The organism is Isoptericola chiayiensis, assembly GCF_013149805.1.
GTDB classification, from domain to species: domain Bacteria; phylum Actinomycetota; class Actinomycetes; order Actinomycetales; family Cellulomonadaceae; genus Isoptericola; species Isoptericola chiayiensis.
The window spans coordinates 210,352-218,488 of record NZ_JABEZT010000006.1 but is presented as its reverse complement, the minus strand read 5'-3'; the positions used below and the strand labels follow the sequence as shown (position 1 = coordinate 218,488).

Below are 8,137 nucleotides of genomic sequence, written 5' to 3'. Positions count from 1 at the left end.
CAAAGGAACCAATGAAGGTTCAATAAATTGGCATTGACTATCAAGCACACTGTTGAGTTCTCAAACAACCGACGCACACCATCCAAGACCAGAACATCCCGTCCTGACCCCGTCCGGGGCAACCCTTCAACCTTACCCGAACCAACCCGCCGTGTCCAACCCGCTCTTCGCGACGACTCGCGATCCGAGGTTGGCCGACCGTGTCGGCTCCGAAGGAACCGGGCACATAACTGTACCTGATCCAAGGCTTCGGGGTCATCCGCCCAGGACCGGCCACCGGTACCCAGCTCGAGGCTGTCTCCACGGTGTCCGTTGCTCCCTGCCGGGCGAACGACCAGAACATTACACACGCTCTGGCCCGCAGGACAAGTTCGCAGGCCAGAGCGCGTTTTCTACTCGGCGACGGCGACGGCGAGCGTCTTCTTCCCGCGACGCAGGATCGCGTACCGCCCCTGGAGCAGCTGGTCCGCCGTCAGGACGGCGTCCTCGTCGGTGACCTTGACGTTGTTGACGTACGCCCCGCCCTCGGAGATCGCCCGACGGCCGGCGCCCCTGGAAGGCACCAGGCCGCTGTCCACGAACGCGTCGAGGACGGCGCCGCCCACCTGCACGGTGGCCCGGGGAAGTTCCTCCGTCGCGCCGGCGAGGGTGTCGGCGTCGAGCCCGCCCAGCTCACCTCTGCCGAAGAGCGCCTGGCTCGCCGCGATCACCGCGGCCGTGGCTTCCGCCCCGTGCACCAGCGTCGTGACGTCCTCGGCGAGGGTGCGCTGGGCCACACGGGCGAAGGGACGCTCGGCCACCTCGCGCTCGAGCTCCTCGATCTCCACCCGGGACCTGAAGGTGAAGATCTTGAGGAACCGGACCACGTCGTCGTCGGCCTGGTTGAGCCAGAACTGGTAGAAGGCGTACGGCGACATCAGGTCGGGCGCGAGCCAGACGGCGCCACCCTCCGTCTTGCCGAACTTCGTCCCGTCGGCCTTGGTGATCAGCGGGGTCGTCAGGGCGTGCACCGCGCTCCCCTCGGACTTGCGGACCAGCTCGACGCCCGACAGCAGGTTGCCCCACTGGTCGTTGCCGCCGGTCTGCAGGGTCACACTGTGCCGGCGGTACAGCTCGAGGAAGTCGATGCCCTGCAGGATCTGGTAGCTGAACTCGGTGAAGCTGATGCCATCCTCGGACCGCAGCCGCCGCGCCACCGTGTCCTTGGCCAGCATGGTGCCCAGCCGGTAGTGCTTGCCGATGTCGCGCAGCAGGTCGATCGCCGAGATCCCGTCGATCCAGTCCAGGTTGTTCACCAGGACGGCCGGGTTGTCCCCCTCGAAGTCGAGGAACCGCGAGACCTGCGCCTTCAGCCGCTCGGTCCACTCGGCGACGACCTCCTTGGTGTTCAGGGTCCGCTCGCCCGACTCGCGCGGATCGCCGATCATCCCGGTGGCCCCGCCCACCAGCGCGACGGCACGATGCCCTGCCTGCTGCAGGTGCCGCAGCAGGATCAGCTGGACCAGGTGCCCGTGGTGCAGGCTCGGTGCCGTCGGGTCGAACCCGCAGTAGTAGGTGACCGGTCCCGCCGCGAGTGCTTCGCGCAGTGCGGCCTCGTCGGTGGACTGCGCCACCAGGCCACGCCAGTGCAGCTCGTCGAGAACGTCGGTCACCGTGAACTCCTTCGATGGTGGGTCGGGACCCGGCCGGGACCCACCCCTAGTGTGCCCGACGCCGTGCCCGACATCTGGACCGGACTCTTGCGGTCAGCGTTCGCGTCCCTCTAGGTTCGCGACGCCGACTGTCGGCACAACAACAAGCCAGGGGGCATCATGATCGAGCATTTCTCCTACGGGGCCCTGACACCCGTCCTGTCCTTCGTCCTGTCCTTCCTCGGGTGCGCCGCCGGGTTGTCCTGCACCGCACGTGCCCGGTACTACCGCGGCCGCCGACGTGCGCTGTGGCTGTGGCTCGGAGCTCTCGCCATCGGTGGCACGGGCGTCTGGGTGATGCACTTCGTCGCCATGCTCGGGTTCTCGGTCGACGGTGCCGTGATCCGCTACGACATCCCGCTAACGATCCTCAGTGCCGTGCTGGCCGTGGTGGTGGTCGCCGCCGGGTTGTTCCTCGTGGACCGCTCGCACGGCAGGACGGGGCCGATCCTCGTCGGCGGCGTGATCGCCGGCCTCGGGGTGTCGAGCATGCACTACCTGGGGATGCGCGCGATGCACACCGACGTGGCGCTGTCGTACGACCCGTGGTTGGTGCTGCTGTCGATCGTGATCGGGGTCGTCGCCGCCACGGCGGCGCTCTGGCTCTCGTACCACGTCAGGTCGGTGGGTGCCGGCGCGCTCGCCGCCGTGATCATGGGAATCGCAGTCTCCGGCATGCACTACACCGGGATGGCGGCGATGCGGATGGGTGAGGGTGACCACGTCGGGCACGCCGCGACGGCGGAACCGCAAGGTCTGAGCACCGGTGAGCTGCTGGTCCCGTTGGCGGTCTTCCTGTTCCTGTCGACGTTGGCGCTCGTCGTCACCGCGCTGCTCGCACGGAGCCCGGGAGAGATCCAGGCGGACCGCGACTTCGACTCCTGGCGTTCGCAGCTGCGCGGTGACACCGGACAGCCCGAGGACGACGCTGTCGCGTCCGCCCCTCAGCGCACCCGGCGGGCCACCGGCCGGTAGGACGACACGGTCGGCTCGTCGACCAGCCACGACCGCCACCCGAACCGACGCGGGTCGGCGCCCTCACCGCCCACGCCGACGCGCGGCCCGGTCGCGACCGTCCGGGGCAGCGGGTCCACCGGGAGGTGGATCGCGACCGGACCGTCCGGCACGGTCAGGTCGGCGGAGTCGTCCTGCAGGTCGAGAGCCATGGCCACGGCCAGCCGCGCGGGGCCACGGGCGATCTGCCGGGCGGAGTCGCAGCGCCCCGCGGCCTCGCGCCGGCTCCTGCCCAGGTCCGCGCCGTCGACCACCTCGCCGGCGCGCAGCAGCACCGCGCCCGCGTCCCCCACCGAGCCGCAGACGACGTTCACGCAGTGGTGCAGGCCGAGGTGCCGGTACACGTACAGCCTGCCGGGCCGCCCGAACATCGACCGGTTGCGCGCCGTCGGACCGCGGTAGGCGTGCGACGCGGGGTCGTCCGACCCGCCGTAGGCCTCCACCTCGGTGAGGCGCAGGACGACGTCGCCGTCGGGGTGCCGTCGCACCAGGTAGGCGCCGAGCAGGTCCCGGGCGACGGTGTGCACGCTCCGCGCGTACCAGGAGGGGCCGGGAACCTGCCAGGGCACCGCTGTGGCCTGCCCGTGGGCTGTCACCGTGCTGTCCATCGGATCTCCTGCTCACCCGTTGCCGGTGTCCGACCGAACCCGTCGAGGTGCGCGTCGGACCGTGCGCGCGTCTGCTCCGCAGCGTAGTGCCGGGCCTCGTCCTGCATCCACCGCTGCAGGTGGGACCGCGCCGCCTCGCCGTCGCGGGCGACCGCTCGCCGCAACCGCTCCTCGGCGTCGGCCTCGACCCAGATCTTCAGCGCCGCCCAGGGGTCGACGACGCGTGCCGCGGATCCGCAGCCCTCCGCGACGAGGAACGGTGCCACGGGCACGGCGTGGCGCTCGGCCCACGACCCCCGGTACCAGTCGTAGCGCCGGTACTCCCCCGGCCGGCCCGCGGCCAGCGGTTCCAGGACGAGGCGCGCGAGACGCCCGGCACCGCCGTCCGGACCGTCCTGCCAGCCCTCGTACAGGTCGTCCATGTGCACCACCTGGCAGCACAGCTCGACGGCGAGCTGGGTGGCGAGCGAGGTCTTGCCGGAGCCCGCCGGACCGTCGACGCACACGAGCCGGGTACCGCGCCACGGGGGCGCGGTACCCGGCTCGGGCATCCGCGGCAGAGCGTCGTGGACCCGGCGCACCAGGTCCGCGAGCACGTCCGCAGGAACGGTCACTCAGCCCTCGGCCCAGAAGCGGAACTCGGTGGCCCGTTCCTTGGCCGCCTCGAGCTGCTCGGCGACCCGCACCGGTGCCGTGCCCCCGACGGCGTCGCGGGAGGCGACGGACCCGGCCACGGACAGCACCTCGCGCACGTCCCGCGTGAGGTGCTCGGAGATGTCGGCCAGGTCGGCGTCCGTCAGGTCCCACAGCTCCACGTCGCGCTCCTCGCACACCCGCACGCACGCTCCGGCGACCTCGTGGGCGACCCGGAAGGGCACGCCCTGGCGCACGAGCCACTCGGCGACGTCCGTGGCCAGGGAGAAGCCCTGCGGGGCGAGCTCGGCCATCCGCGCCGTGTCGAAGGTCAAAGTCCGGACCATGCCCGCGAACGCCGGCAGCAGCACCGTCAGGGTGCCGACCTGGTCGAAGACCGGCTCCTTGTCCTCCTGCAGGTCGCGGTTGTACGCCAGGGGCAGGCCCTTGAGCGTGGTGAGCAGACCCGTGAGGTCACCGACGAGCCGCCCGGACTTGCCGCGGGCCAGCTCGGCGATGTCGGGGTTCTTCTTCTGCGGCATGATGCTCGACCCCGTGGACCAGGCGTCGTCGAGGCGGACGAACCCGAACTCCTTGGTGTTCCACAGGATGATCTCCTCGGAGATCCGCGACAGGTCGATACCGATCATCGCCGCGACGAACGCGAACTCCGCCACGACGTCCCGCGACGCGGTGCCGTCGATCGAGTTCTCCACCGGACCGTCGAACCCGAGCCCCGCGGCGACGGCGGCCGGGTCGAGTCCCAGCGACGACCCCGCGAGCGCTCCGGAACCGTACGGCGAGCGCGCGGCCCGCACGTCCCAGTCGATCAGCCGGTCGACGTCGCGCAGCAGCGGCCACACGTGGGCCAGCAGGTGGTGGGCCAGCAGCACGGGCTGGGCGTGCTGCAGGTGGGTACGGCCCGGCATGACGGCCTCGCCGGCCGCCTCGGCCTGCGTGATGAGCTCGTCGACCACGGTCACGAGCTGCTGGGCGACGACGCGGGCGTGGTCACGCAGGTACATGCGCACCTGCGTGGCGATCTGGTCGTTGCGCGAACGGCCCGCCCGCAGCTTGCCGCCCAGCTCCTCGCCCGCGCGCTCGATCAGACCGCGCTCGAGGGCGGTGTGCACGTCCTCGTCGTGCGGGGCGGCCGCGAACGCGCCGGAGGCGACGTCGGCGGAGAGCCGGTCGAGCGCCTCGTGCATGGCGGTGAGCTCGTCGTCGCTCAGCAGGCGCGCGGCGTGCAGGACCTCGGCGTGGGCGCGTGAGCCGCGGATGTCGTACTGGGCGAGCGCCCAGTCGAAGTCGGTCGACTTGCTCAGCCGTGCCAGCTCGGGAGCGGGCCCGCCGGCGAACCGGCCGCCCCACAGTGCGACCGGCCCGTCGTCGGACGCGCCGTCGGGCAGGGTCTCGTCGCTCATGGTCAGAGGGTCCCCACGCCGAAGTCCGGGCCGTTGCCGAACCGCTCGTCCCGGGCGGCGGCCTGCTTGGCGGCCAGGCCGTAGATCTCGATGAAGCCCTTGGCGTGCGACTGGTCGAAGGCGTCGCCCTCGTCGTAGGTCGCGAGGTTGAAGTCGTACAGCGACGCCTCCGAGCGGCGGCCCGTGACCGTGGCGCGGCCACCGTGCAGCACGAGGCGGATGTCGCCGGAGACGTACTTCTGGGTGTCGGCGACGAACGTGTCGAGGCTCTTCTTCAGCGGCGAGAACCACATGCCGTCGTACACGAGCTCGCCCCAGCGCTGCTCGACACCCTTCTTGAAGCGGGCCTGCTCGCGCTCGAGGGTGACGTTCTCGAGCTCCTGGTGGGCGGCGATGAGCGCCATCGCACCCGGTGCCTCGTACACCTCGCGGGACTTGATGCCCACGAGGCGGTCCTCGACGATGTCGATCCGGCCCACGCCCTGGGCGCCCGCGCGGCGGTTCATCTCCTCGATGGCCTGCAGCGGGGTGACCGCGACGCCGTCGAGCGCCACGGGGATCCCCTGCTCGAACGTGATGACGACCTCGTCGGCGACCGGCGGGAACGTCGGGTCGTCGGTGTAGGAGTAGACGTCCTTGGTGGGCTCGTTCCAGATGTCCTCGAGGAAGCCCGTCTCGACGGCGCGGCCCCAGACGTTCTGGTCGATGGAGAACGGGTTGTTCTTCGTCGTCGCGATCGGCAGGTCGTGCTTCTCGGCGTAGTCGATCGCCTTCTCGCGGGTCAGCGCGAGGTCGCGCACCGGCGCGATGGAGGTGAGCTCCGGGGCGAGCGAGGTCGTGGCCACCTCGAACCGGACCTGGTCGTTGCCCTTGCCCGTGCAGCCGTGCGCGACCGTCTTGGCACCGAACTGGCGCGCGGCACGCACCATGTGCTTGACGATGACCGGCCGCGAGATCGCCGAGACCAGCGGGTACCGGTCGAGGTAGAGGCCGTTGGCCTGCAGGGCGGGCATGCAGTACTCGGTCGCGAACTCGTCGCGGGCGTCGGCGACGTAGGCCTCCACGGCACCGCAGTCGAGGGCGCGCTGGCGGATGACGTTGAGGTCCTCGCCACCCTGGCCGACGTCGACGGCCACGGCGACGACCTCGGCCCCGGTGGCCTCGGCGATCCAGCCGATCGCGACGGAGGTGTCCAGGCCGCCGGAGTAGGCGAGCACGACGCGTTCAGTCATGAGGTTCTTCTTCCTTGCGTGGGCTTCGATGTCGAGTCTGACAGGCTTGCGGGCGGCTCAGGCGTCGGGGGACGTCGTGAGCTCGAGGAACCGGCGGGCGAGGTCGTCGCCGCCGACGGGGTCCCGGGAGATCACGAGGATCGTGTCGTCCCCGGCGATGCAGCCGAGGACCCCGGGGAAGACGGAGTGGTCGATGGCGGAGGCCAGGTAGTTCGCGGCGCCGGGCGGGGTGCGCAGCACCACCTGGTTGCCGGAGGCCTCCGCGGAGACGAGCAGGTCGGCGCACAGGCGGGCCAGCCGTGCGGCGAGGTAGCCGGTGTCCTGGCCGTCGACGCCCGCGGCACGGACGCTGCGGTCGCCGCCCTCGCCGGGCACGGCATAGACCAGCGCACCCGAGGAGCTGCGGACCTTCTCGGCGCGCAGCTCGATGAGGTCGCGCGACAGGGTGCCCTGGGTGACGGTGAGACCCTCGTCGGCGAGCTCGCGGGCGAGCTCGGCCTGGGAGTGGATCGCGGTACGGCCCACGATCTCGATGATCCGCGCGTGCCGGGCCGCCTTGGTGGCAGGCGCGGGCCCGTGACCCGGCCCGGAGGTGGTGCTCATTCTGCGGCCTCCAGCAGGAACGTCAGCACGGCCTTCTGGGCGTGCAGGCGGTTCTCGGCCTCGTCCCACACGGCGGACCGGGGACCGTCGATGACCTCCGCGGCCACCTCCTTGCCGCGGTAGGCCGGCAGGCAGTGCAGGAAGATCGCGTCGTCGGCGGCCGTCTCCAGCAGTGCGGGCGTGACCTGGTACGGCAGCAGGTCCTGCACCCGTCGCGCCGCGGAGTCCTCGTCGCCCATCGACACCCAGGTGTCGGTGACGACGACGTCGGCACCCGCGACGGCGGCCGCGGCGTCGGTCGTGACGGTGACGGAGCCGCCGGTGCTCGCCGCGATCTCGGTGGCGCGCGCGACGACGTCGGCCGCCGGCTGGTAGCCCTCCGGCCCGGCCACGACGACGTGCAGGCCCGCCGTCGCCCCGCCGATCAGGTAGGACGCGCCCATGTTGTTGGCGGCGTCGCCGACGTAGGTCATCCGCTGCCCGGACAGCGCGGACAGGCCGCCGCGGTGCTGGGCGATCGTGAGCAGGTCCGCCAGGATCTGGCAGGGGTGGAACTGGTCGGTCAGCGCGTTGATCACCGGGACCCGCGAGATGGCGGCCATCTCCTCGAGGCGGTCCTGCCCGAACGTGCGCCACACGATCGCGGACACCTGACGGTCCAGGACGCGGGTGACGTCCGCGACGGACTCGCGCACGCCGATCTGGGCGAGGCGGCCGTCCACGGTCAGCGGGAAGCCGCCCAGCTCGGCGATGCCGGTGGCGAACGAGACCTGGGTGCGCAGGGTCGGCTTGTCGAAGAGCACGGCGACCCCCTGGGGGCCGGCGAGCGGGGTGCGGACGAACCGGTCCTGCCGGAAGGCCCCCGCGAGCTCGAGCACCTCGCGCTGCTCGGCAGGCGTCAGGTCGTCGTCGCGCAGGAAGTGGCGGGGCAT

8 protein-coding genes are annotated in these 8,137 nt (G+C 71.4%); 1 reads left to right on the top strand and 7 read right to left on the bottom strand.

The annotated features are described in order from the left end of the window. Window positions 1–392: 392 nt before the first annotated feature. The gene (gene tyrS / locus HDG68_RS12580; protein WP_172152591.1) at window positions 393–1,652 is read right to left on the bottom strand and encodes a tyrosine--tRNA ligase; all 1,260 of its coding nucleotides are present in this window, start codon (window positions 1,650–1,652) and stop codon (window positions 393–395) included. A 159-nt stretch (window positions 1,653–1,811) separates the two neighbouring features. On the opposite strand from tyrS, the gene HDG68_RS12575 reads away from it, so the two are divergent. Continuing rightward, a complete protein-coding gene (locus tag HDG68_RS12575; protein WP_172152589.1) occupies window positions 1,812–2,666 on the top strand; it encodes an MHYT domain-containing protein in 855 nt (284 codons plus the stop codon). Here the strand turns inward: HDG68_RS12575 and HDG68_RS12570 are convergent. From HDG68_RS12570 to argF, 6 genes are read right to left on the bottom strand one after another with little or no spacing between them, the layout of a single operon-like run. After that, window positions 2,636–3,313 carry a DNA-3-methyladenine glycosylase gene (locus HDG68_RS12570; protein WP_172152587.1) on the bottom strand — a complete coding sequence of 226 codons (678 nt, stop codon included), beginning with the start codon at window positions 3,311–3,313 and terminating at the stop codon, window positions 2,636–2,638. The two genes, HDG68_RS12575 and HDG68_RS12570, sit on opposite strands and share 31 nt — an antisense overlap. Next, entirely contained in the window at window positions 3,298–3,927 is a 630-nt protein-coding gene (locus HDG68_RS12565; protein ID WP_343037563.1) for a uridine kinase family protein, read from the bottom strand. The genes HDG68_RS12570 and HDG68_RS12565 overlap by 16 nt, the downstream gene beginning before the upstream one ends. After that, window positions 3,928–5,370 (bottom strand): argininosuccinate lyase, encoded by a 1,443-nt coding sequence (argH, locus tag HDG68_RS12560; RefSeq protein ID WP_172152585.1) that lies wholly within the window; start codon window positions 5,368–5,370, stop codon window positions 3,928–3,930. A gap of 2 nt (window positions 5,371–5,372) precedes the next feature. Then, window positions 5,373–6,602, bottom strand: a complete 1,230-nt coding sequence (locus tag HDG68_RS12555; RefSeq protein WP_172152583.1) for an argininosuccinate synthase — start codon at window positions 6,600–6,602, stop codon at window positions 5,373–5,375. 57 nt (window positions 6,603–6,659) lie between these two features. Further along, window positions 6,660–7,205, bottom strand: a complete 546-nt coding sequence (locus HDG68_RS12550; RefSeq protein WP_172152581.1) for an arginine repressor — start codon at window positions 7,203–7,205, stop codon at window positions 6,660–6,662. After that, window positions 7,202–8,137: an ornithine carbamoyltransferase gene (gene argF / locus HDG68_RS12545; RefSeq protein WP_172152579.1), complete on the bottom strand. Its 936-nt coding sequence runs from the start codon at window positions 8,135–8,137 to the stop codon at window positions 7,202–7,204. Before argF ends, HDG68_RS12550 begins: the two co-directional genes overlap by 4 nt.